Annotated in this window: 25 protein-coding genes and 3 tRNA genes; 26 read left to right on the forward strand and 2 right to left on the reverse strand. The window is 64.2% G+C overall.

Going from position 1 to position 21,394, the window contains the following annotated elements; all coding sequences use genetic code 11:
- Positions 1 to 4: 4 nt before the first annotated feature.
- The 19 genes from JI752_RS18560 to JI752_RS18650 all read left to right on the forward strand — a co-directional run bounded on the left by JI752_RS18560 (position 5) and on the right by JI752_RS18650 (position 14,708).
- Positions 5 to 640: a MotA/TolQ/ExbB proton channel family protein gene (locus JI752_RS18560; RefSeq protein ID WP_216967037.1), complete on the forward strand. Its 636-nt coding sequence runs from the start codon at positions 5 to 7 to the stop codon at positions 638 to 640.
- A 13-nt stretch (positions 641 to 653) separates the two neighbouring features.
- Positions 654 to 1,097, forward strand: coding sequence for a biopolymer transporter ExbD (locus JI752_RS18565; RefSeq protein WP_216967039.1), 444 nt, complete (start codon positions 654 to 656; stop codon positions 1,095 to 1,097).
- Positions 1,094 to 2,842, forward strand: a complete 1,749-nt coding sequence (msbA, locus tag JI752_RS18570; RefSeq protein ID WP_345777375.1) for a lipid A export permease/ATP-binding protein MsbA — start codon at positions 1,094 to 1,096, stop codon at positions 2,840 to 2,842. The genes JI752_RS18565 and msbA overlap by 4 nt, the downstream gene beginning before the upstream one ends.
- Positions 2,843 to 2,867: 25 nt before the next feature.
- Entirely contained in the window at positions 2,868 to 3,896 is a 1,029-nt protein-coding gene (gene lpxK / locus JI752_RS18575; RefSeq protein WP_342317283.1) for a tetraacyldisaccharide 4'-kinase, read from the forward strand.
- Positions 3,893 to 4,678 carry a 3-deoxy-manno-octulosonate cytidylyltransferase gene (gene kdsB, locus JI752_RS18580; RefSeq protein ID WP_345777376.1) on the forward strand — a complete coding sequence of 262 codons (786 nt, stop codon included), beginning with the start codon at positions 3,893 to 3,895 and terminating at the stop codon, positions 4,676 to 4,678. Before lpxK ends, kdsB begins: the two co-directional genes overlap by 4 nt.
- Positions 4,671 to 5,165 (forward strand): low molecular weight protein-tyrosine-phosphatase, encoded by a 495-nt coding sequence (locus JI752_RS18585; RefSeq protein WP_216967047.1) that lies wholly within the window; start codon positions 4,671 to 4,673, stop codon positions 5,163 to 5,165. Before kdsB ends, JI752_RS18585 begins: the two co-directional genes overlap by 8 nt.
- A 175-nt stretch (positions 5,166 to 5,340) precedes the next feature.
- A complete protein-coding gene (uvrC, locus tag JI752_RS18590; RefSeq protein WP_216967050.1) occupies positions 5,341 to 7,242 on the forward strand; it encodes an excinuclease ABC subunit UvrC in 1,902 nt (633 codons plus the stop codon).
- Positions 7,239 to 7,805 carry a CDP-diacylglycerol--glycerol-3-phosphate 3-phosphatidyltransferase gene (pgsA, locus tag JI752_RS18595; RefSeq protein ID WP_216967053.1) on the forward strand — a complete coding sequence of 189 codons (567 nt, stop codon included), beginning with the start codon at positions 7,239 to 7,241 and terminating at the stop codon, positions 7,803 to 7,805. The genes uvrC and pgsA overlap by 4 nt, the downstream gene beginning before the upstream one ends.
- A 153-nt stretch (positions 7,806 to 7,958) precedes the next feature.
- A tRNA-Gly gene (locus tag JI752_RS18600) sits at positions 7,959 to 8,034 on the forward strand.
- A 101-nt stretch (positions 8,035 to 8,135) separates the two neighbouring features.
- A tRNA-Cys gene (locus JI752_RS18605) sits at positions 8,136 to 8,209 on the forward strand.
- A gap of 104 nt (positions 8,210 to 8,313) precedes the next feature.
- Positions 8,314 to 8,400 (forward strand) — tRNA-Leu (locus JI752_RS18610).
- A 173-nt stretch (positions 8,401 to 8,573) separates the two neighbouring features.
- Complete coding sequence (locus JI752_RS18615; RefSeq protein WP_345777377.1) at positions 8,574 to 9,809, forward strand: integrase arm-type DNA-binding domain-containing protein; 1,236 nt, start codon at positions 8,574 to 8,576, stop codon at positions 9,807 to 9,809.
- A 126-nt stretch (positions 9,810 to 9,935) separates the two neighbouring features.
- Positions 9,936 to 10,253, forward strand: coding sequence for a hypothetical protein (locus tag JI752_RS18620; protein WP_216967059.1), 318 nt, complete (start codon positions 9,936 to 9,938; stop codon positions 10,251 to 10,253).
- Positions 10,246 to 10,437: a hypothetical protein gene (locus tag JI752_RS18625; RefSeq protein WP_216967061.1), complete on the forward strand. Its 192-nt coding sequence runs from the start codon at positions 10,246 to 10,248 to the stop codon at positions 10,435 to 10,437. The genes JI752_RS18620 and JI752_RS18625 overlap by 8 nt, the downstream gene beginning before the upstream one ends.
- Positions 10,427 to 10,885, forward strand: a complete 459-nt coding sequence (locus JI752_RS18630) for a hypothetical protein (RefSeq protein ID WP_216967064.1) — start codon at positions 10,427 to 10,429, stop codon at positions 10,883 to 10,885. The genes JI752_RS18625 and JI752_RS18630 overlap by 11 nt, the downstream gene beginning before the upstream one ends.
- 90 nt (positions 10,886 to 10,975) lie before the next feature.
- Positions 10,976 to 11,707: a hypothetical protein gene (locus tag JI752_RS18635; protein WP_216967067.1), complete on the forward strand. Its 732-nt coding sequence runs from the start codon at positions 10,976 to 10,978 to the stop codon at positions 11,705 to 11,707.
- A gap of 579 nt (positions 11,708 to 12,286) precedes the next feature.
- Complete coding sequence (locus tag JI752_RS18640) at positions 12,287 to 12,883, forward strand: HNH endonuclease signature motif containing protein (RefSeq protein WP_216967070.1); 597 nt, start codon at positions 12,287 to 12,289, stop codon at positions 12,881 to 12,883.
- 806 nt (positions 12,884 to 13,689) lie between these two features.
- A complete protein-coding gene (locus tag JI752_RS19390) occupies positions 13,690 to 14,130 on the forward strand; it encodes a hypothetical protein (protein WP_254201199.1) in 441 nt (146 codons plus the stop codon).
- A gap of 38 nt (positions 14,131 to 14,168) precedes the next feature.
- On the forward strand, positions 14,169 to 14,708 hold the full coding sequence (locus JI752_RS18650) for a hypothetical protein (RefSeq protein ID WP_216967076.1): 540 nt from the start codon (positions 14,169 to 14,171) through the stop codon (positions 14,706 to 14,708).
- Between the two features lie 3 nt (positions 14,709 to 14,711).
- Here the strand turns inward: JI752_RS18650 and JI752_RS18655 are convergent, their stop codons facing one another.
- Both JI752_RS18655 and JI752_RS18660 read right to left on the reverse strand, forming a co-directional pair.
- Positions 14,712 to 15,383: a hypothetical protein gene (locus JI752_RS18655; protein ID WP_216967079.1), complete on the reverse strand. Its 672-nt coding sequence runs from the start codon at positions 15,381 to 15,383 to the stop codon at positions 14,712 to 14,714.
- Positions 15,384 to 15,414: 31 nt separating this feature from the next.
- On the reverse strand, positions 15,415 to 16,011 hold the full coding sequence (locus JI752_RS18660; RefSeq protein ID WP_216967082.1) for a hypothetical protein: 597 nt from the start codon (positions 16,009 to 16,011) through the stop codon (positions 15,415 to 15,417).
- Here JI752_RS18660 and JI752_RS18665 point away from each other — a divergent pair.
- From JI752_RS18665 to JI752_RS18695, 7 genes are all read left to right on the forward strand, one after another.
- Complete coding sequence (locus JI752_RS18665) at positions 15,982 to 16,290, forward strand: hypothetical protein (RefSeq protein WP_216967085.1); 309 nt, start codon at positions 15,982 to 15,984, stop codon at positions 16,288 to 16,290. The two genes, JI752_RS18660 and JI752_RS18665, sit on opposite strands and share 30 nt — an antisense overlap.
- 185 nt (positions 16,291 to 16,475) lie before the next feature.
- Positions 16,476 to 17,042: a hypothetical protein gene (locus JI752_RS18670; RefSeq protein ID WP_216967088.1), complete on the forward strand. Its 567-nt coding sequence runs from the start codon at positions 16,476 to 16,478 to the stop codon at positions 17,040 to 17,042.
- Positions 17,043 to 17,084: 42 nt separating this feature from the next.
- The gene (locus tag JI752_RS18675; RefSeq protein ID WP_216967091.1) at positions 17,085 to 17,570 is read left to right on the forward strand and encodes a D-Ala-D-Ala carboxypeptidase family metallohydrolase; all 486 of its coding nucleotides are present in this window, start codon (positions 17,085 to 17,087) and stop codon (positions 17,568 to 17,570) included.
- Between the two features lie 189 nt (positions 17,571 to 17,759).
- Positions 17,760 to 18,038, forward strand: coding sequence for a hypothetical protein (locus JI752_RS18680; RefSeq protein WP_216967094.1), 279 nt, complete (start codon positions 17,760 to 17,762; stop codon positions 18,036 to 18,038).
- Positions 18,039 to 18,148: 110 nt separating this feature from the next.
- Complete coding sequence (locus tag JI752_RS18685) at positions 18,149 to 19,630, forward strand: hypothetical protein (protein WP_216967097.1); 1,482 nt, start codon at positions 18,149 to 18,151, stop codon at positions 19,628 to 19,630.
- 114 nt (positions 19,631 to 19,744) lie between these two features.
- The gene (locus JI752_RS18690; protein WP_216967100.1) at positions 19,745 to 20,110 is read left to right on the forward strand and encodes a hypothetical protein; all 366 of its coding nucleotides are present in this window, start codon (positions 19,745 to 19,747) and stop codon (positions 20,108 to 20,110) included.
- Positions 20,111 to 20,743: 633 nt separating this feature from the next.
- Complete coding sequence (locus JI752_RS18695; protein ID WP_216967103.1) at positions 20,744 to 21,319, forward strand: hypothetical protein; 576 nt, start codon at positions 20,744 to 20,746, stop codon at positions 21,317 to 21,319.
- The last annotated feature ends 75 nt before the right edge of the window (positions 21,320 to 21,394 follow it).

A 21,394-nucleotide genomic window follows, 5' to 3' on the forward strand; every position in this document is an offset into this window, starting at 1 on the left:
TCGCGTGCTGGAACTGGTCAAGGCCGGCGGTTGGCCGATGATTCCGCTGTTGTTGCTGTCGGTATTGGCCCTGACGCTGATCGTCGAGCGCGCCTGGACGCTGCGGCGCACCGCCGTGCTGCCCCCCAACCTGGGCAAGGAAGTCCGCACCTGGGCCGGCAGCGGCAAGCTGGACCCCGCCCACATCGAGTCCCTGCGCCGCACCTCGCCGCTGGGCGAGCTGCTGGCCGCCGCGCTGGACGTGCGCCTGCGTCCCCGCGACCAGATCCGCGAGCGCATCGAGGACGTCGGCCGCCACCTCGTCCACAAGATGGAGCGCTACCTGAACACGCTGGGCACCATCGCCGCGGCGGGCCCGTTGCTGGGCCTGTTCGGCACCGTGGTCGGCATGATCCAGATGTTCCTGGGCATCCTCGACCACGGCATCGGCGACGTGAACCAGCTCGCCGGCGGCATCGGCAAGGCGCTGGTGTGTACCGCCGCCGGCATGATCGTCGCGATTCCGGCCCTGATGGCGCACCGCTGGTTCCGCGGCCGCATCTCGGAGTACATCGTGGCGATGGAGCACGAGGCCATCGCGCTCATGGACACGCTCGACACGCGCCCGGCCACCGCCGTGCGCACCCCGCAGGCGGCTTGAGGCGACGCGCCCGATGCGTATCCGCGACCACCGCGCAGACGATGAGCCGCACATCGATCTGGTGCCGCTCATCGACGTGATCCTGGTGCTGATCATCTTCTTCGTCGTCACCGCCACGTTCGACGCGCGATCGGTGCTCAAGCTCGAACTGCCGCGCGCCACCGGCGAAGCCAACACCGATCCGGCCAAGGCGCTGATCGTGCTCGTCAATGCCGAAGGTCGTTACTTTGTCGACGACCGCGAAGTGCTGCGCAGCGACGTCGAGTCGCTCAAGAGCACCATCTCCGAAGTCGCCGGCAACGACCGCGACCGCCCGGTGATGCTGCGCGCCGACGCGCGCACGCCGTACCAGGCCGTGGTCACGGTGTACGACGCACTCGGCCAGCTCGGCTTCCGCAAGGTGATGAACGCGACCGCGCCGCAGACGCGCGAAGCGGCAGCGGAGACCGCCAGGTGAGCGACGACGTCTCGCCCTGGAAGACCTACCGCCGGTTGCTGCATTTCGTCGCGCCGTACCGCTCGGTTCTGCTCATCGCACTGGTCGGCATGCTGATCGAAGCCGCCGCGGCCGGTGCGTTCACCAAACTGATGAAGCCGATGGTCGACCTGACCTTCGTCAGCCGCAATCCGAACGTGGGCCTGATCCTGCCGCTGGCGATCATCGGCATCTTCGTGGCGCGCGGCCTCGCCGGTTATCTGACCGACACCTTCATGGCGCGCGCCGGACGCAGCATCGCGCGCGACCTGCGCGTGCAGGTGCTGGGCAAGTACCTGCGCCTGCCGGGCCTGCGCTTCGACACCGAACCGGTGTCGTCGATGCTCACCCGCCTGGGTTCGGACAGCGACCAGGTCGCGCAGGCCGCCATCGATGCGGCCAAGGTCATGCTGCAGCAGTCGCTGCAGGTGCTGGTGATGCTGGGCGTGATGCTCTACACCAGCTGGCGCGTGACGCTGGCCGTGCTGCTGCTCGGGCCGATGCTGGCGTGGACGATGGACAAGGTCGGGCGTCGCTACCGTCGCATCGGCCACCGCATCCAGGAGAGCGGAGCGCAGTTGCTGCAATCGGCCGACCAGGCGCTGTCGAACCACCAGGAAGTGAAGGTGTACGGCGCGCAGTCGACCGAACTGGCGCGCTATTCCGGCCAGGCCGAGCACCATCTGCGCCTGAGCCTGAAGGTCGAATCCACGCGCAGCATCTCCTCGGCGATGGTGCAGCTGATGGGCGCGATCGGCCTGGCGCTGCTGCTGTTCTTCGCCGGTCGCGAGGCCATGCAGGGCCGTCTGACCGCCGGCGAGTTCGTCAGCCTCATGGTGGCGATGCTCGCGGTGATCCCCGCCCTGAAGCAGCTGACCAATGTGCAGGGCATGTTGCAGCGGGGCGTGGCTTCCGCCGAGCGACTGTTCGACGTGCTCGACACGCCGGACGAAGTGGACACCGGCACGCGCCCGCTTGAGCGCGCACAAGGCCTGCTCGAGTTCCGCCACGTCACCGCGCGCTATCCCGGCCAAGCCGAGCCGGCGCTGTCCGACATCACCTTCGAGGCGAAACCGGGCACGGTCACGGCGATCGTCGGCCGCTCCGGCAGCGGCAAGTCCACGCTGATCAAGCTGATCCCGCGCTTCTATGAAATCGAGGAAGGCCAGATCCTGCTCGATGGGCATCCGCTGCAGGACTACCACCTGGCCGACCTGCGCCGTCAGGTCGCGCTGGTGGGGCAGCAGGTGATGCTGTTCGACGGCACCGTCGCGGCCAACGTCGCGTACGGCGAGATGCAGTCGGCCGATGCCGATACGCTGGAACGCGCCGTGCGCGGCGCCAACGCGATGGAATTCGTCGAGCGCTTGCCCAAGGGTATGCATACCGACATTGGCGCCAAGGGCGGACGTCTGTCGGGCGGCCAGCGCCAGCGCCTCGCCATCGCCCGCGCCATGCTGAAGGACGCGCCGATCCTGATCCTGGACGAAGCGACCGCCGCGCTGGACACTGAATCCGAACGCCTCGTGCAGGACGCGCTGGAGCATCTGATGCCCAACCGCACCACGCTGGTCATCGCGCATCGCCTGTCCACGATCGAACACGCCGACCAGGTGCTGGTGCTCGACCAGGGTCGCATCGTCGAGCGCGGCACGCATTCGCAGTTGTTGGCGCAGGGCGGACTTTACGCGCACCTGCACCGCATGCAGTTCCGCGAGGCGGAATGAAGGAAATACGGTGAGCAAAGGCCCGGTGAATCCCCCGGCGTACTGGTACGGCGATCGGCCGGCTCCGATCGGCGCGCGACTCCTGGCCAGTCTGTACGGCGCGATCAGCGGAGTGCGTCGCAGTGCGTATTTGAAGGGTTGGTTGAAGCGACGCCATCCCGGCGTGCCGGTGCTGGTGGTCGGCAACATCACCGCCGGCGGCGCCGGCAAGACGCCGCTGACGATCGCGCTGGTTGAGCGCCTGCGCGCTGAAGGATGGAATCCCGGCGTTGCCAGTCGCGGTTACGGCCGCGAGGACGCATCGACGGCGCGCTGGGTCGACACGCGCACCGATGCCGCGCAGGGCGGCGACGAGCCCGTCCTGATCGCACATCGCACCGGCGCGCCGGTGCGCGTGGATCGCGACCGCGCCGCGGCTGCGAAAGCGCTTGCGGAGGCAGGCTGCGACCTCGTCATCTGCGACGACGGCCTCCAGCATTACCGCCTGGCGCGTGACATCGAGATCGAAGTGGTCGACGGCCGTCGTCGCTACGGCAACGGCCAGTTGCTGCCGGCAGGCCCGTTGCGGGAACTGCCCGAGCGCGGGCTGCGTTGCGATTTCCGCGTGGTGAACGTGGGCACGGGCGGCGCCGACACGGGCTTCGGCGAATGGTCGATGCGGCTGGTGGCCGACATGGTCGATCCGATGCTGGGCGGACGGCCGCGCAAACTGAGCGCCTTCTCCGGACAGCGCGTGCATGCGGTGGCCGGCATCGGTGATCCCGAACGCTTCTTCACGACGTTGCGCGATTTCGGTATCGCTGTGGTGCCGCACGCGTTCTCCGATCACCACCAGTACCAGTCCGTCGATTTCGAATTCGGCAGCCGCGAATTGCCCGTGCTGATGACCGAGAAGGATGCGGTCAAGTGCGCGGCCTTCGCCGACGACCGCTTCTTCAGCGTGCCGGTGCGCGCGGAGCTGCCCGAAGCGTTCTGGGTGAGCCTGCTCGACCGCATCGCTGCGAAGGCGCGTGAATGCCGCGAACTCGGCTCGAAAGCGAGGAAGAAGACGTGAACGCGCAGACTCCCGGTTTCGTCGTCGCCATTCCGGCGCGCTTCGCCGCCAGCCGCTTGCCGGGCAAGCCGCTGCGCCTGCTGGCCGGCGAGCCGCTGGTGCTGCACGTTGCCCGCCGCGCGCTGAAGGCCGGCGCACGCGAGGTCTGGATCGCAACCGACGACGAGCGCATCGCCACCGCACTGGACGGTGCAGGCGTGCGCGTGGCGATGACATCGCCGGACCACACCTCCGGCACCGACCGGCTGGCCGAATGCGCGCGCATTGCCGGCTGGAGCGACGACACCGTCGTGGTGAACCTGCAGGGCGACGAACCGTTTGCGCCGGCCTCCGGCATACGCGCGGTTGCAGCGCTGATGCAGGACGGCGAGACGGTGATGGCGACGCTCGCGGCGCCCATCACCGACGTGGAGACGTTGTTCGATCCCAACGCCGTGAAGCTGGTTCGTGACGGCGACGGCCATGCGCTGTACTTCAGTCGCGCGCCGATTCCGTGGCCGCGCGATGCGTTCGCGCGCGACCGCAGTCGCATGCCGGATAACGAGCATGGCGAATGGCTGCGCCACATCGGCATCTACGGCTACCGCGCAGGCTTCCTGCAGCGCTTCGCCGCGCTTCCGCCGGGGCGGCTGGAGCAGGTCGAATCACTGGAGCAATTGCGTGTGCTGGAAGCCGGTTACCGCATCCGGGTCGGCGTGACGCCCGAACCGTTCCCGCCCGGCGTCGATACGCCGGAAGACCTGGCCCGCGCCGAAGCCTGGATCGCCGCCGGCCATGGCTGAACCGGTCCGCCTGCTGGTGGTGTGCCTGGGCAACATCTGCCGTTCGCCCGTGGCCGAAGGCGTGCTGCGCGCGCGCATCGCCGTTTCGACGCTGGCGGGACGCGTGGAACTGGATTCGGCTGGCACGGGCGACTGGCATGTCGGCGAGCCACCGGACCGGCGCGCGGTCGCCAATGCAGCGCAACACGGCATCGACATCAGCGGACTGCGCGCGCGTCAGCTCGCGTCCGTGGACTACCGGCGTTTCGACTGGGTGCTGTGCGCCGATCGCGCCAATCTGCGCGACGTGCGCGCCCGGGCCCCGGCCGACGCGCACGCGCGCATCGACCTGCTGCTGGACTGGGCCGGCATGGCGGGCGAGGGCGAGATTCCCGATCCCTATACCGGTGGCGCCGCACAGTTCGAGCACGTCTACCAGCTCCTGGACCGCGCGGCCGACGGCGTGATCGCACGCCTGCGCCGGGAGTACGCGTCGCGCCTGGGCTGAACCGGCGCACAGAGCGTGTTCCGCACGGCGCGCAAGCCTTGCCCTGACGCATAATCGGCCCCATCCCTGAGCCGATGCTCATGACCGCAACGCCCGCCATCGTCCCGCTTCCCATCGCGGCTTCCAGCCGCATCCCGCCGTTCCTGCGGCCAGCCTGCGGACGGCCCGCGCATTCATGAGCCAAACCGTCGCACCGGCCTTCGATGGCAAGGCCTTCGTCAAGCACCTGAGCACCGCGCCCGGCGTCTACCGGATGATCGCGGCGGACGAGAGCGTGCTGTACGTCGGCAAGGCCGGCGCACTGAAGAACCGTGTGTCGAGCTACTTCAATGCGACACCGAAGTCCGCGCGCATCATGGCGATGCTGGCGCAGACCGCGCGAATGGAAGTCACGGTGACGCGCACCGAGGCCGAAGCGCTGATCCTGGAAAACCAGCTCATCAAGTCGCTCAAGCCGCGCTACAACGTGCTGCTGCGCGACGACAAAAGTTACCCGTACGTGCTGATGACGCAGGAAGCCTGGCCGCGCATCGCCATGCACCGCGGTCCACGCGCAATCCCGGGACGCTACTTCGGCCCCTATGCCAGCGTCGGCGCAGTGCGCGACACGCTCAACCTCATGCACAAGCTGTTCAAGCTGCGCAGCTGCGAGGACAGCGTGTTCCGCAACCGTTCGCGACCGTGCCTGCAGCACCAGATCGGTCGCTGCAGCGCGCCGTGTGTGGGCCTGGTGCCGGCGCGCGACTACGCGGAAAGCGTGCGCCGCGCCGGCCTCTTTCTGGAAGGGCGCAGCGACGAGCTCAGCGACGAGCTGGTGAAGACGATGGAGGCGGCCAGCGTGCGGCTGGATTTCGAGGAGGCCGCGCGGCTGCGCGACCTCGTCGCCTCCATCCGCAGCCTACAGGCACGGCAGTACGTCGACGGACGCGCGGCCGACCTGGACGTATTGGCGATCGCCATGCATGGCGTGGCCGCGTGCGTCCTGCTGCTGGCGTTCCGCGATGGCCGCAACCTGGGCACGCGCGCCTTCTTCCCGAAAACGAACGGCAGCGAGAATGCCGAGGAAGTGCTGGCGGCCTTCGTCTCCCAGTACTACGGCGAACAAACGCCGCCGCGCGAGATCGTGCTGGATCGCGACATCCCCGATCGCGAGCTGATCGAACACGCGCTCTCCAGTACCGGTGAGCGCCGCGTGCAGATCAAGTGCAATGTGCGCGGCGAACGCGCGGGTTACCTCGATATGGCGCGGCGCAACGCGGAGCTCTCGCTGGCGGCCGAACGCACCAGCCATGCGGCGCAGCATGCGCGCGCCGAAGCGCTGCGAGAGATGCTGGGGCTGGCGGCATTGCCTTCGCGCATCGAATGCTTCGACATCAGCCACACCATGGGCGAGGCCACGGTGGCCTCGTGCGTGGTGTTCGATGCCGAAGGCCCCGTCCGCGGGCAGTACCGGCGCTTCAACATCAGCGGCATCGAACCAGGCGACGACTATGCAGCGATGCATCAGGCGATCGAGCGCCGCTTCCGCCGTGCGGTGGAGGAGGGCGGCGTGACGCCGGACGTCCTGCTGATCGACGGCGGTGCCGGGCAGGTCGCCCAGGCGCGTGCCGTGCTGGGCGACCTGGGCGTGGAGGGGGTGACCCTCGTGGGCGTGGCCAAGGGGCCCGAACGCCGGCCCGGCGAGGAGGAGCTCCTCCTGCCCGACGGCCGGACCGTGCACCCCGGGGCCGAATCGCCCGCGCTGCAGCTGGTTCAGCAGGTTCGCGACGAAGCTCACCGATTCGCCATCACCGGCCACCGCGGCCGCCGCCAGAAGGCGCGCAATACCAGCCGACTGGAGGACATCGCCGGCATCGGCCCGCGCCGTCGCGCTAATCTGTTGCGGCATTTCGGCGGGTTAGGGGGCCTGAAGGCGGCGGGTATCGAGGAGATCGCGCGCGTGGACGGCATCAACGCCGCCCTGGCCGAGCGTATCTATGCGACCCTGCACGGGCTGGACGTCCCCGACAGGCCCACCGAACGACCCACCCCCCTGGACATGCCCGAACCGACCGGCGGCGCGCGGAGCGAAGGATGAAGTTGACCGTACCGACCATGCTGACCCTGCTGCGGATCCTGCTGATCCCGGTGCTGGTGCTGGTCTTCTATCTGCCCTACAAGTGGACCAATTTCGCGGCGGCCTTCATCTTCGCGTTCGCCTCCATCACCGACTGGCTGGATGGCTGGATCGCGCGCCGCTATAACCAGTATTCGGCGTTCGGCGCGTTCCTCGATCCGGTTGCCGACAAGCTGATGGTCGCCATCGCGCTGCTGCTGACCGTGCAGAAACATCCAACCGTGTGGATGGCGCTGTGGGCGGCGGTCATCATCGGCCGTGAAATCGCCGTTTCCGCGCTGCGCGAGTGGATGGCCGAACTCGGCCAGCGCGCCACTGTGAAGGTCGCTTCGATCGGCAAGATCAAGACGATCGTGCAGATGGTGGCGCTGGTATGCCTGCTGTACCAGGAGCCGCTGTATGGAGTGAACATCTTCCTGGTCGGCGAATGGCTGCTTGCTGCGGCTGCATTGCTGACGCTGTGGTCTGGCTTCGCATACCTGCGCGCTGCATGGCCGGTATTGCGCGAAGACGCGCGTTCATAGAGAATATGCGCAACGCGAACGCCGACGCGTTCGACGATCCGACCGGGAGATGGCAGCCCGATCGGCCGGTTCGGGAAGTCCGCTGACGGGGCCTCCCACGGAGTGAAAAAGAGTTGACACTTTTCATTCCATGCCTAAAATGTCGGTTCCTCTGCGGGAATAGCTCAGTTGGTAGAGCACGACCTTGCCAAGGTCGGGGTCGCGAGTTCGAGTCTCGTTTCCCGCTCCAGTTTCAGACAAGGCCCCGTTCTCGGGGCCTTGTCGTTTCAGGCCTCGTTGCGTGAACGGGGCCGGAATATGAAAGAATCCGGTCGACGGATTCGAGTCACCGGCCTGGTGGCAGAGTGGTTATGCAGCGGACTGCAAATCCGCGTACGCCGGTTCAATTCCGACCCAGGCCTCCAGCATCATGAAGCCCGACCGACAGGTCGGGCTTTTTCGTTGCGGCCAGGAAATCGTGCGGCACCGGTCCTGCGCGGTTCGTCGCGTAAGCTAGGCGCGCGTTCCAGCCCGGATGGCGGAACAGGTAGACGCAGCGGACTTAAAATCCGCCACCCGCAAGGGTGTCCCGGTTCGATCCCGGGTCCGGGCACCAAAGTTGAGTTCAGTTGAGATCAGTTCCCTCCGCAATGGCCAAATTCCCCTAGGGAAATAGACTAGTCAGCGGTCCCTCCAGTTCAGTAAAGACCCATTGCATTTGGGGGCATCTGGGGGCAGGATTGGGGGCAAGAACGGGGATTGTCCCCGGTACGCATGAAGGTGCCCCCAGTGGCAATTGCGACCGGAAAGCTGACGCAAGTTTCGATCAAGGGTGCGAAGCCTGGCTCAAGGCCGGTGCGCATGTTCGACGGCGGCGGTCTTTACTTGGAAGTAATGCCGGACGGTCGTCGCTACTGGCGGCACAAGTACCGCTTTGCCGGCAAAGAAAAACGCATCTCGCACGGAGTATTCCCAGAGGTGTCGTTGGCGGAGGCCCGCGCGCGCCGCGACGAGGCACGGAAGGTGCTCGCGTCGGGCATCGATCCCTCGCAGAAGAGGAAAGCGCAAAAGCTGCATGCGGAGGTTGCGCATGCGAACACGTTTGAAGCGGTGGCCACTGAATGGCTCAACCTGCAGAAGCGAAAGTGGTCTGCGGCGACCTACGACAAGGCCAAATGGGCACTAGAAGCCCATATTTTCAAGCATCTTGGCTCTAGACCCATCGACCTGATCGAACCTTCAGAATTGCTCGCTGTCCTGCGACGCATTGAAGATTCTGGGAAGCACGAGACAGCGCACCGCACGCGTGCGAAGTGTGGCCAGGTATTCCGCTACGCCATTGCCACGAACCGAGCCAAGCGCGACCCCTCTGCCGACCTTCGTGGCGCGTTGGCGCCACTCGTGAGTAGGTCCTACTCGGCGGTCACCCGGCCGGCAGACATCGGCGATCTGCTGCGCACTCTCCACGGATACGAAGGACTCTACTCAACCTGCAGCGCGCTCCGGATGGCTCCTTACGTCTTCGTCCGCCCTGGAGAATTGCGCAAGGCGGAATGGTCAGAGTTCAACCTGGATGCGGCCGAATGGCGTATCCCGGGATCCAAAACCAAGATGCGGCGGGACCATATCGTGCCCCTCTCCAAGCAGGTCGTGGAGATTCTCCAAGAGCTCGAACCCCTTACAGCTAAGGGCCGTTATCTGTTCCCGAGCGTGCGCTCCCCAAAGGAGCCGATGAGCGAGAACACGATCAACGCTGCATTGCGTCGCCTTGGGTACGACAAGGAGACCATGACCGGCCACGGCTTCCGCGCGATGGCTTCGACCGTATTGAATGAGATGGGCTGGTCGTCTGATGTGATCGAGCGGCAGTTGGCCCATGCGGAGCGGAATAAGGTTCGCGCTGTATACAACCGGGCGGAGTATCTCAGCGAGCGCAAGCAGATGATGCAGGCGTGGGCGGACCACCTAGATCAACTGCGGGCTGGCGAGACCAAGGTCGTGCCCATCCGCGGCAGGCGCGCCTGATTCCAGATTCAGACCCACGAACCAGGAGGAACACCTACACCAAGCGCAATCTGTAAAAAGCGGCAGGGCCGAGTGCTGGAAACACCCGACCCCGCCTTCCACAACCGTTCTATGAGGAGAACGACCATGGCAACTGCGAATGATATCGCGGCGGCACTGCCCCGCTATGTCCCAATTCGAAACCAGCTTTGGGTAGAAACAGCCCTGACCCCGGCTCAGCGGGTCCAGTTAGTAACGCTAGATGAGGCAATTACCGGCCTCCGCAATCTGGCCGATACCCTCCGGGAAGACTTCGAACGCCGCGCGGATGCCAACATTGGCGGGCCTGCCTATGTCCCTGTGGACGACAACCGGCTCGGGGGCATCTATGCCACCCAGGGCTTGCTCCTAGCTGCGGCTGAGCTTGCGATTGAGCGTCTGTATTCGGAGGTGCGACATGGCTAGCGAAGAGTCTGTCAATCGCATGGTCGAAGTCATGAAGTCAGCGGTGAAGGCCTACCAGTCAGGTGTCCGAATCGATGATTCCATGACCTACGGCGAGGCTCGGCTGCTCAACTTCGGCCGAAGGATGGCGGAGAGCCTTCAGCGCGCCCGTTCCAGTCGAGAGGAGGCCGACCATGAGCGCTGATGTCCTGCAGTTCCCGGGGCGCCCCCCGCAGATGCCACAGCCTTTCCCTCAGGTCTCGGCGGAGGACGAGTGGGAGCAGATCGAGGCTCTCAACAAGGAGCTCCAAGGGCTGTTGCACAAACTCAAATCCTGGGGCAGAAACGAGCAGCGCGCCATCAATTTCCTTCGCTACCACTTCAGTGTCAGCAGCCACACGGAATTGACCATCGGGCAGATGAAGAATGCGGTCCCAATGATCAGGGATACCCTGGAGCAGTGCCGCGATTTCAACGCACGTGTGCGCGAGATGGAGAAGGCGTTCGACGAGCAAGTGGTGGGACGAGGAGCCCTATGGACCCCTTGGATCGCCCGGAAGGCCGGCAAACGGCGCATGGGTCAGATGGGGGCAAATGTGGATTGGGGTGCCTTGGCAAATGAGCTCGAAGAGGGCTTGAATAGGAACCGGTAGGCAAAACAGCCGCGCCTAGCCCGACGGGGCGAAAACGCCGCCACCCTGCGGCGCTGGCGCGGCCCCTTCTTGGGGCGCGAGGGTACGCGCGTGCTTGAACTTGACTTCATAGATATTTCTGCAAAAGCGAAAGAACTTGGTGTCAGCGAGAGCGTTGTGAGATCCAGGGCCATGAGCGGCCAGCTGGACGCATATGTTTTTCTCCGTGAAATGGCTGAAGGGAGTCAAGAGGAATTTCTTCCGCCCTGGTCATTCGAGACCTTCCCGAATGTCCGTTGGCGTGACTTGGGAACACCGTTCGACCCGACTGAAACGTATGAGCACGGCACACGCCTGTTCCTTACGAACAAGCGGCGAACCATAATCCCTCGTCCTGGCTACGAAGTGACTGGATGGGTGCGCCTCGCTCAAGAATTCGTGGCAACGGTGTTCACGAGGAAGGATGCGATCAGTTTGGAGGGATGGCACGTTGGCATAGATGACGACGATGGGCATGTGGTTGTCACCGTGCGTGGTCGCTCCGAGTTCCGCGGGCCGGACGATGGCTACGTAATGGTCTGTCAGAGCACTGGGCCTGACGACGTAATGTTTGTCGCTGAGCACAGCAAGGAGCGTGAATCTTTGGCCTTGGACGCTAGGCGGGAGAAGAGCTTGTTGCGCGTCATTCGCGCGCTTGATGTGATGGCACGCCTTCCTAAGAGAGGAGCCGCTGCTGCGATCGAAGCTCAGATTCAAGCGCTGGGCTTCGTCGGTCCAAATGACGAAACGATTCGCAAGATTCTTGAGGAAGCGCGGGGCTTGCATTCAGAGAAACCCCAATAGGGAATCTGGAGAAGAACTTGGGACTTCTCCTTAGTTGAGCGAGCGACCATTGCCCGGAACCCGTCCACCCCGGTCGGGATTGGTCAACAACAGTGAGCAGTTCACGTACGCTTAGGAGCGTTTCGCAGTTCGCAGACTCAACTCCATTCAGTGAGTCTCAACTCCGCTGGTGGATCTTCCAGGCACCTCAAAACGGCCTTTCTCGTGCTGGGGCGATCGTCCGGATCGGACGAAGGGTCTACATCGACGTTAGGCGGTTTGATGATTGGCTTGATCTCCAGAATCCGTCGTCGGCTTTGAGCGAAGGGGGCGCCTAATGCCCCCGTCCAATCAATCCGATCACGATCTCAAGCCCGCATTCGCACCGCTAGTTCCGACGTGCAAGGCCCATGGGATTCCTGAAACCTCGGCGTGGGCACTTGTCCGCGACGGACTTCTGGACACGTTCGTCTTGGGCCGTCGGCGGATGGTCTACCTCCACAGTCTTGAAAGTCTTCCGAGGCGGCTACCGGAGCGCTGGTCGCCTATGCCCGAGTGGCAGCGACGTGCCAAGGCGCGGAAGGAGGCTGCCTAATGTGCATGACCCTGTTCGATCCGCACGCTGCACATGTTCGCATTGTGGGTCTGATCCTGCATTGGCAGTCGCGCTATCTCGTCGATCCAGCGCGCGGCTTGGTCTATGGCCGTTTGGGCAAGGTCCTGGGCCGCGACTACGGCGATGGCTACATCCGTTTGGGGTGGTCCGCCAATCGATCGGGCCATCAGTACGCCCATCGCTTGATCTGGGAGACCGTAAACGGGCCGATTCCGGACGGGCACTACATCGACCATCGGAACGGGAAGAGGGCTGACAACCGCATCCGCAACCTCGAAGCCGTAACGCCGACCGAGAACCTGCTCCGCGCTCTAGACAAGGGCCGCGTGCCGACGGGCGACCTTCGTTCCGACGCCAAGCTCACAGGGGAGCAGGTGTGCGAGATCCGCCGCACCGCGAAGCAGATCAGCACGCGGGAATGGGCGAGGGAACTTGGACTCGATCCCCGCACGATTCGCGACGCTCGGGCTGGGCGTAGCTGGCGACACATCTGCTGCCATCGGGACGGAACCGCCTCTACGCGCCCGGCCCGCCGGACCAGCCGTCGTCCACGGCGCAGGGCTCCGAAGGAGGCTGGCTGATGGCCATGCCCAATCTGACGGGCCGTCGCTGCCAGTGCACCGCTTGTGGCGATCTGTTCAACAGTGAATCGGCCTTTGATCGGCACCGGGTAGGCGACTTCGCCGGCCTGGGCGGAATCAACACGCGCCGGTGCCTGATGCCGCCCGAACTCTTAGTTGCTGGCTGGACTCGCAACGGGGCAGGGGCGTGGATTACGAGTGCGTTTCTGCGTGTCACCGAGGCGCATAAACAGAGCTCGGACTACGAGGGCGCTACCTACCTAGCGGAGACACTGGATGGCCCCTAATTCCCCATATGCGCAGGCTTGCCTGATCGAGTTAGCCGACCGGACCCATGGCCAGCTGATGGACCTATCCCGTGACCTTGGCGCGGATCGCTGCGACCAGATGTTGGCCGCGTTGCGAGAGGTTTCCACGCACATCGAACGACTCCGTACTGGACTGCTCCGCGGCAGTCCACCGGCAGCTCGATGAGCGCCGGGGGGCGAACAGTGACGACACAGAAGATCGCCGGAGGCTACGGCGACAAGTTCCGCCTTCTCGATACTGTCGCGTGCGACTCACGCGGCAGCCGAGCTACGGTGGCCGTAATGGCAGTCATCCTAAGACGCTTCAATGCGGAGCATGGGTGCTGCTGGCCGTCGATCGAGTCAATCGCCTCGGATGCTGATCTGGATGGCCGGACAGTTCAGCGGGCGCTCGATAGCTTGGAGGAGCTTGGGTATCTCCACAGAGCGCGACACCGCGGAAAGCTCAATCGGTACGTGCCCCATTTCCAAGCACAACGTGGGCCTGGAAGTAACGGCGTGGGTGCCGTGGGTGACGCGGACAAGGGGCGACATTCTCGTCCGTCGGTAGCGGCGAATCAGTCCAAAAGGAACGGTCTAGACGCCGTCACACCCACGGCAAGGACACCACCCGAATACCTTAATGAATCGATTCCTGAAAAAGAAAAAGAAGAGAGGGAAGAAGCCTTTTCTTCTTTTGGGAATCGGGAAAAGGAGCAGGGTGGAGGGACAAGTGACGGCGCACTGAATCCTGAGGCGTTCCCGACGGGGTCACCAGAGAAGCAGGTCGAGACCGGCTTGAGCATCTTGGACACCAGTCTGATGCTGGCTGACGGATATCTGCCTGATCGTCTGGAACGCCTTCAGTCCTTGAAAGCGATGTATCTCGATCGTTGCGGCGCGCGAGGTATCGAGCCGGATGAAGGGATCATGGCAGCGTTCCAGGAACGCGGTGTATGAGGATTCGCCCCGCGCGCTGTCCCGCGGCCTTGTCCTTCATGAGCGACGGGCCCCACGACATCCGCCCTGCGCTGGTGAGCCTGTACTACGCCGGACAGGAAGAGCACCTCGAAACGGTGCTGAGCTACGGTCTCGCGTACACGCAGGCATGGTGTACGTCGCGTGGTGAACGCCACAAGGCGGACGCGATCCGGTTCGGCGTGGTGGACGGGCTCATGAAGCTCTACATGCCCGCATCGTGCACCCCCACTGATCAGCGGGCGTCGCAGCTGGGCATTCGTGCCGCCCGCTATCGGAGATTGAAATCGGTCGTACACGACATGTACCGACGTCGCCTTGTCGAGGGCGCGCTCCGTTTCACCGAAGCGGCTGCCAACGACGAGCACCCGTTGACGGCCGGTACTGTCCTCTCACCGTTCGCGGAAACCACTTGGTGGAACAAGCTCGAAGCGGGACGGCGAACTGGGGTCAAGTTGATAAAATTGGAAGTAGGGAATCGCGATCGCCCCCCGGCCTCCGACCCTCGCGCGCCATCCCGCGATACAGGATGGCTCCCAAATTACGACTGGGCCGCCTGACTCCTAAGGGGTGTCTAGTTCGCCTTTAATTGGCCGATTCGCCATTTCAGCTTTGCGTCGCTCTTGGAGCTTGTTACGCGCAGCCTCGAGCTGCTGCAAGTAGGACTCGAGGCCCCTTCCAGCTGACGTGTTTTCCAAGGCCCCGCGCTTGATTATCGTATCGAGGTCAACTTCATCTGTCGGATCAGGCACCCCTTCTTTCCAACTCGAGAAGGCGACGATCACCACGGCGGAGGTCGGTTGGATTCTTTCTGGGTAGTTCGACTTGGCGGAGTCGGCAAAGTAAGCCCAGCTACGAAGATCGGAGTGGCTCAACGCGACATAGAACCTATGGCGCCAGAACTCCTCGATCTCTTCATAGACTGTCTTATAGGTTGGGCTAGCAATTTTGGCGGCAAGCTTCTGAGCGCGGATTAGGTGGCGGGCGGAAGTGAGCCAGTTCAGGCGATCGGGCAAGGGAGGGAGCCCCTTACCTTCGTCCGTTAGCGCGTCGTAGGCCCATTGGATCGACTTCTGAGCCTGAGCAAGCAGCTCTTTGTCGCTGTCGCGGATTCGATCTTCGTTCTGCTTTGCGACATTGGCTCTGTAGCTGCGGAAAGCAATGACGATCGAAACCAAGGTCGCGGCACTGATCGCGAACTTTAGCCACTCGAGCACGGAAGGCAGCGGAGTCATCGTAGTTCTTTGTTGACTTGGTGGCGGCAGTCTATTGGGTGCTGCGATCGCCGGATAGGCGGCCAGATCGCGGGCCTTCTTCGAATATCACAGCAAACGAGGTAACGACATGGCAAACCCAGACCGTCCCAGATTTTTCAACTAGTACGCCGGCAACTTCATCCAGCGCGCCGCAAGGGCTGGCGTCAATGGGCTCTTCCCGGGTGAGCAGCGCGCGCCCGATGGCACGCTGTAGAACGTCGGCAAAGGCGCCCTCGGTTTCGGCGCGAAAGTACTGGCAGGAACGTTCCTCGGCCCCGGCGGCGCGTACATGGCGGGAAAGGTCGCGGACACCGCCATCGATAGCAACGGCCAGAACTGGATTCCGTTCGGCAAGGGGCTGGCTGCACGCGTGTTCGGCTACGGCCCGCAGGATTAGCTGAACTCGCAGCTCTCGCTCTCGCAGCAGCAGATGCAGCACGCGATTGACGCCAAGGGTTTCCGCCCGCCTCCCAACGTTGCCTTCAGTGAGTTCGGCAACTAGATCGGACCGGTCACCAAGCAATAGATCGGCCTGCTGGGCGATGTGTATGCTGGCAACGTCGGCGGTCAGCCATCCATGAACATGCCCACCATGGCGCCAGTGCAAGCGCAGGCTCCCTGGGGCGGGTCGCTTGCGGGCAGCAATCCCTTCGGTGGCAGTTACGGCGGCAACCTCGGCTTCAGCGTGCCGCAGTCGCGCTCCTACGGTCGTGCGGCCGGTTCGTTCACTCCCTTTGGCGCGGGCGCAATCCAAGTGGCCGGACAAGGCTGGGCAGGTAGCGATGCGGCGGCGGGCTTCGGTCTGGGTGCGCAGGGCGCAGGCTCCAGTTCCGCCGGATCAATCGCACTGGCTGACGCAATGCGCGCCACCAAGAAGAACCGTTAAGCACAGGACTCACCATGATCAACATCCCCCAGATCGGCATTCTCGCCCCCGATTTCGAATAGGCGCCCCGCGCCCAATTAGCCGCCAGCTTCCTCGCCGGCCCGCCGCAGCGCGGCTGGCAAGCGCGACTTGCCGATCGCCTTATCCCGAGTGCGGATTCGTACTCCGACGAGGACAAGAGCGCGATGATCCGCCAAGGCTTGTTGCACGCAGGCCTGTCGATGCTTCAGGCCCGTGGCGGCTTCGGCAATGCCGTGGGTGAAGGCCTTCAGTCCGGTCTGCTCGCGATGAACGAGAACGCGCGAGACATCCAGAGGGACCAATACCAAGACGCCATCATGGGTCGAATGGCCTCAAACAACGAAGCCGAGCAGCGCCTGCACGCCATCAAGCAGCGCGTCCGCAATCAGGACGGTTCGATCAACGCGCAGGCGTTCAAGGAATGGCAGGTCGAGGACCCAAAGGGCGCAAAGGAGTGGTATGACGCGGCTAACCCCCGTCGAAAGAACCCGGGCGCGCCGATCTACATGCTCGACGAAACGGGCCAGTTCGAAGACCCCTATGTGTGGGATGACGAGACGGGCGGCTTTGTCCCCGCCGGTAACTTTCGTGCCGAGGCCCAGGTTCAATCTCAAGCGCCCGCGGCTGGTCCGCTCGCTGCGTCGGTACCGACCGCGGCTCCGAAGTTCGGCATCACCTCTGACGATCCGCAGGCTAGGAATCCGGTGGCGGGGACGATCCTTGATCCGTAGAAGGACTTCGGCTCCCTCATTGGTGGCTTCCCTGGCGTGCAGGTGACGAGTCTCTATCGCGACGCCGGGCACAACGCCAAGGTCGGCGGCGTGTCGAACAGCTACCACACGAAGGGCCAGGGCATGGACGTTGTCGTGCCTCCGGACCAGCGCGCGGCTTTCTCGGCCCGCGGTCGTGACATGGGTTACGACGTACTGGATGAAGGCGACCACATGCACGTCGAGCCTTCGCGAGGTGCGCAGGTTACCTCTTCGTTCGGGCCGGGTCAGCAGGTGCCCGCATCGCAAGCGGACATTTCGCGGACGCAGGCCCCTTTTGGGCGTAGGCACGTCCAGCGGAAGGAGGGGCCGGGCGCATATCGCACGCTAAGTCCGGATGAGATTGCGCAACAGGGCTTGCCCGAGGGGACGGTCGCCCAGGTTGGGCCAAACGGAAAGATCGACGTGGTCAACAAGCCGGACGCGCGCACTGGCACTCCCGGCGTTCTGCCGCTGTCTGCCGGTGAGGCCGCCAAGGTGCGCACGTAGTTCAAGGAGACGAAGGACGCGCTCAACACGTTCAAGGCGTTCGATAGGGCTCTCACGGAAGTTCCCAATGGCGCCGGCCTGCTTCTGGACGGTGAGCAAAAGGGTCGCCTCGGCACCGCCTACAACAACGCTCGTGCCGCGCTGCGGATCGTCTACAACACGGGCGTGTTGCAGCCAGGCGAACTTCCGATGCTGGAGAGCGCCCTTCGCGATCCGACGTCGTTCCAAGCGGTCTTGGACCCGAGGACGCGGCCCCAGATCCAGGCGCAGTTGGACGAGCTCTATCGGGCCGTCGCGACCAGTATCGAGAACCAAGTGTCGAGCTATCCGCAGTTGTTCAACCAAGATGTCTACCAGCAGCGGAAGCAGGCAGGTGGCAACAACGGCCCCACTGTGGGCGAAGTGCAGGATGGCCACCGCTTCAAGGGCGGCAACCCTGGAGATCCGAACAGTTGGGAGAAGCTGTAATGGCAGGACCGTGGGAGAGGTATCAAACCGAGACGTAGGCCGATGGTCCGTGGAGCAGGTATCAGGAGCAGCCCAAGGCGACCGCCGCGGCTACGCGCGCAGAACCGCCGATGGAGCGTGGCGTCAAACGGGACCTCGGCCTCAGCACGCGCAATGTGGTTGAGGGCGTAGGCGACTTGATTGGCATCGTGGCCGATCCTTTCATCCACGCCTACAACTGGCTTGGCGAGAAGGAACCGACGACCAAGAGCCTGATCGCTGGACAGCCGGAGCGCCGCTGGGAGCGCCAGGCGACGACTCGTGAGGGTTGGGGCCAAGTGCTCGACAACATGGGCTTGCCGCGCGCTGAGACAGCCTCCGAACGGGTGCAGGCGGATGTGGGTCGTGCGCTGACCGGCACTGCTCTGACGATGGGCATCGGTGGCGTGCTCAATGCCGGCCGCGGCGCCGCCACGAGTCCGAGCGTTGCTAACCGTGTTGGGGATTTCCTTACCGCACAGCCGACGCTGCAAACCGTGAGCACTGCGACGGGCGCGGGCGCAGCATCGGTTGCAAACGAAAAGGGCTACGGCCCAGGCGTGCAGCTGGCCGCGGGTCTCGCCGGTGGCCTGAGTCCAGGTGCCATTAGCTCCGGTACTGCAGCAGCTACTCGTGGCCTTGTCCGCGGCAGGTCGGGTATCGGTATGCAGCGCGCGATAGAGGATTTCGGTCAACTCGGAACGTCGCCCTCCGTTGGTCAGGCTTCCGGCAATCGCGCTGTCCAAGGCGTGGAGAACCTGCTTGCAGGCTCGCCGACCAGCTCGGGTGTCATGGACCGCTTCGCTAGGAAGCAGGCCGCGGACATCGGCGAAGGTCTCCAGGCGAATGCGGATGGCTTTTACCGCAACGCGAGCAGCGAACGGGCAGGCCGCGCGGTGGAGCGGGGCATCAGTACCTTCGCCAAAGACGTCGAAGGGAAGCGCGGCCAGTTGTACCGTGCTGCTGACGCGCTGATCCCTCCGGAGACGTTGGTGCCGATGAGCCGCACGCGCGCTGCTTTGACGACCCTGACGACGGTGCCAAAGGGCGCGGCCGCGACAGGCGAGCAGTTCATCAATCCGCAGATCCGTTCGTTGGCCGAGCGTATTGAGCAGGACATAGCCGCCTCGCGTACTTCCGGCCCGATGGGTAGGCTCGCTCCGACTGCGGGTGGCCTGGGCTACCAGACCGTGCGGGACATCCGCACGAGCATTGGACGGGAGCTGGCGGATTTCTCGCTCTCGACGGATCGCCCCACTAGGCAGCTCAAGCAGGTCTACGCGGCGCTTTCGCAAGACCTGGACGAGGCGGCAAAGGCTCAGGGTCCGAAGGCCGCCCAGGCGATGAGCCGCGCCAATAACTATTTCAAGATGAGCGCGAGCCGCCTGGATCAGTTGGAGCGGATCGTGGACAAGAGCGGCGGCCCTGAGAAGGTCTACGCAGCGGCCATGTCGGGCACCAGGGACGGCGGCACTACCCTGCGGGGGGTAATGCAGTCACTGGACCAGGAAGGGCAGCGCGCGATCACTGGCGCGGTCCTGAAGCGGATGGGGTTGGCTTCTGCTGGACAGTAGGGAGCCGAGGGCGCGGAGTTCAGCGCTCAGACGTTCCTGACGAACTGGAACAAGCTGAGCCCCGAGGCAAGGCGCGCGCTGTTCGATCGCTACGGCTCGTCGTTCTCGAAGGACATGGACCGCATCGCTCGGGTGGCCGAGAACATCAAGACCGGCGCTCAGGTGTACGCGAATCCGCCAGGGACCGCGAACAGGATCGCTGCTCTGACCTACGGCGGCGCCTTGGTCAGCTCCCTCTTCACGGGCGGCACGGGCGGTCTGATCTCTGCAGGCGCCGGTTTGAACCTGCTGGCGCGCGGCCTGACGAAGCCGTGGGTAGTGCGGTGGCTGGCGGACTCCACCAAGGTGCCGGTGGGCAGCGCCGCGGCGCAGCTACACACGCTGCGCAGCATCGGCCAAATGAACGGAGATGAGGAGACGGTGGAGCTGGCCGACGAGCTGCTTAGAGCGCAAGGAAGAACGCCAGTGCCCCGCCAATAACGAGGACCGCGGCGGCGCCGAACCACAGGGTTCCCTTCCACCCGTCGCTAGGCTCGCGGGCGTGGTCCAGCCAGTCCTTCTTTTGCAGATCAGCCATCTCAGGGGCTCCCAACTAGGGCGCCCCGAGCCTAGCACGCCCGAAGCCGCCCAAGAGATTCAGAACCTCGGGCTACCCGCCCCAATCACGAGAAGCATTCCCCTACGGGGACTAGGAGATTCGAGTGTCAAAAATGGAACATGAGATGTACCCCGACGTGGCGAACTGGGAAGAGCTGCTGGCGCTGCACGGCAACGAGTACGAGCTACACAAGGCTTAGGTCAACCGCCGAACGTGGCTCACAGCTGCGCTGTTGACGGCCGCCCTCCTGCTGCCAGGGGCGGTGGGGAAGGCCGCATTCGTACTCACCTTCTTTGCCGCCGGTGCGCTCGCTTGGTCCATCGCAGACGCCGCAGGGTGCCGCTGGTACATCCGATGGCTGCGCTATGCACCATCACCAATCGTGATTCGTTCCGACGTGGCGAGTGCTGACTCCCGACTAGACTGAGGTTCTCGTGGCTGGAAAGAAGGCAAGCAAGCGGGCGACGCATTCGCTTGAGGTGGTGCTTCCGTCCGGGAAGACGGAGAACCAGGCGATGGCCGAGATTGCCGTCAATGGCATTGCTTCCGGGGCGCACATTGCGCGATTGATGGGAGCGGGTTCATTCGGCGATCTGGGTTTGCATGAGTGCGTCGCGGTGCTGAAGGACCACGTTCGCCAAGTGGAAGGCGGCAGCTTGGCCGGCATGGAAGCGATGCTTGTCGGGCAGGCCTTCGCATTAAACACGATCTTCCACGAGTGCACCCGACGCGCGGCGCTCAATCTGGGCCAGAACTTGGGCGCGGCAGACACATACTTGCGGCTCGCCATGAAGGCTCAGAGCCAGAGTCGATCGACGGTGGAGACACTGGCCGAGGTCAAGAACCCGCGTTCGGTGGCTTTCGTACGCCAGGCCAACATCGCGGCGGGCCACCAGCAGATCAACAACGGGACGGAACCCCGCGCGGGAGAGAGCGAAATCCAGCCAAACAAACTTTTCGAGGTGATACATGGGGAACCGCTGGACGCCCGAGGCCCGGGCACGGCAAGCAGAGGCAATTCAGCGCTGGAACCCGTGGGAGCAATCAACAGGCCCAGTAACCGACGAAGGAAAGGCAGTGGTCAGCCGTAATGCATGGAAAGGTGGTGTTCGACCGATGCTTAGAGAGCTCGCGGCTGCTTTAAGGCATCACCGCGATGCCTCCAC

This window comes from Lysobacter sp. MMG2 (assembly GCF_016735495.2).
Lineage (GTDB): Bacteria > Pseudomonadota > Gammaproteobacteria > Xanthomonadales > Xanthomonadaceae > Lysobacter_J.

What these genes read in the sequence shown, in the direction of transcription:
- pgsA (WP_216967053.1), top strand. Translation starts at nt 7,239, where the DNA reads ATGAAGTTGACCGTACCGACCATGCTGACCCTGCTGCGGATCCTGCTG.
- JI752_RS18670 (WP_216967088.1), top strand. Translation starts at nt 16,476, where the DNA reads ATGATCCGCCAAGGCTTGTTGCACGCAGGCCTGTCGATGCTTCAGGCC.
- JI752_RS18655 (WP_216967079.1), bottom strand. Translation starts at nt 15,383, where the DNA reads ATGACTCCGCTGCCTTCCGTGCTCGAGTGGCTAAAGTTCGCGATCAGT.
- JI752_RS18650 (WP_216967076.1), top strand. Translation starts at nt 14,169, where the DNA reads ATGAGCGACGGGCCCCACGACATCCGCCCTGCGCTGGTGAGCCTGTAC.
- JI752_RS18685 (WP_216967097.1), top strand. Translation starts at nt 18,149, where the DNA reads ATGGAGCGTGGCGTCAAACGGGACCTCGGCCTCAGCACGCGCAATGTG.
- JI752_RS18640 (WP_216967070.1), top strand. Translation starts at nt 12,287, where the DNA reads ATGACCCTGTTCGATCCGCACGCTGCACATGTTCGCATTGTGGGTCTG.
- JI752_RS18565 (WP_216967039.1), top strand. Translation starts at nt 654, where the DNA reads ATGCGTATCCGCGACCACCGCGCAGACGATGAGCCGCACATCGATCTG.
- JI752_RS18630 (WP_216967064.1), top strand. Translation starts at nt 10,427, where the DNA reads ATGAGCGCTGATGTCCTGCAGTTCCCGGGGCGCCCCCCGCAGATGCCA.
- JI752_RS18665 (WP_216967085.1), top strand. Translation starts at nt 15,982, where the DNA reads ATGAACATGCCCACCATGGCGCCAGTGCAAGCGCAGGCTCCCTGGGGC.
- JI752_RS18585 (WP_216967047.1), top strand. Translation starts at nt 4,671, where the DNA reads ATGGCTGAACCGGTCCGCCTGCTGGTGGTGTGCCTGGGCAACATCTGC.
- JI752_RS18690 (WP_216967100.1), top strand. Translation starts at nt 19,745, where the DNA reads ATGGACCGCATCGCTCGGGTGGCCGAGAACATCAAGACCGGCGCTCAG.
- JI752_RS18695 (WP_216967103.1), top strand. Translation starts at nt 20,744, where the DNA reads ATGGCCGAGATTGCCGTCAATGGCATTGCTTCCGGGGCGCACATTGCG.
- JI752_RS18625 (WP_216967061.1), top strand. Translation starts at nt 10,246, where the DNA reads ATGGCTAGCGAAGAGTCTGTCAATCGCATGGTCGAAGTCATGAAGTCA.
- JI752_RS18680 (WP_216967094.1), top strand. Translation starts at nt 17,760, where the DNA reads ATGCTGGAGAGCGCCCTTCGCGATCCGACGTCGTTCCAAGCGGTCTTG.
- uvrC (WP_216967050.1), top strand. Translation starts at nt 5,341, where the DNA reads ATGAGCCAAACCGTCGCACCGGCCTTCGATGGCAAGGCCTTCGTCAAG.
- JI752_RS18620 (WP_216967059.1), top strand. Translation starts at nt 9,936, where the DNA reads ATGGCAACTGCGAATGATATCGCGGCGGCACTGCCCCGCTATGTCCCA.